We start from the raw sequence: 496 nt of genomic DNA, 5'->3' as shown, positions 1-496 counted from the left end.
GTTGGACCGGGTCCCCGAGTCGGTGCTGTGGAACGTACGGTTCCCGCGGATCGTGCTCGCACTGCTCGTCGGGGCCTCGCTGGGCTGCGCGGGCGCCCTGATGCAGGGCGTGTTCGGCAATCCCCTGGCGGAGCCCGGCGTCATCGGGATCTCCTCCGGCGCGGCCGTGGGCGCGGTCGCCGCGATCGCGTTCGGGGTGAACTTCCTCGGCACCTGGACGGTGTCGGCGTTCGCCTTCGCCGCGGGGCTCGTCACCGTGCTGCTGGTGTACGCGCTGTCGCGCTCCGGGGGCCGTACGGAAGTGGTGACGCTGATCCTCACCGGCATCGCCGTGAACGCCTTCGCGGGGGCGCTCATCGGCCTGTTCCTGTTCTTCGCGGACACCGCGGCGATCCAGCAGATCACCTTCTGGCAGCTCGGCTCGCTCTCCCAGGCGACCTGGCCGAAGGTGCTCGCGGTGCTGCCGTGCGCGGCGGCCGGGCTGGCGCTCGCGCCC

The 496-nt window shown here is 72.4% G+C and carries 1 protein-coding gene; it reads left to right on the top strand.

Annotated elements, in window-relative coordinates:
- Position 1: 1 nt before the first annotated feature.
- A partial coding sequence (locus BZL64_RS00325; protein ID WP_244205115.1) for a FecCD family ABC transporter permease occupies positions 2-496 on the top strand: 495 nt, incomplete at its 3' end.

Source organism: Streptomyces bobili (assembly GCF_002154575.1).
Taxonomy (GTDB): domain Bacteria; phylum Actinomycetota; class Actinomycetes; order Streptomycetales; family Streptomycetaceae; genus Streptomyces; species Streptomyces bobili.
Note: the sequence above shows the minus strand (reverse complement) of the source record. Positions and strands in the feature narration are given on the sequence as shown.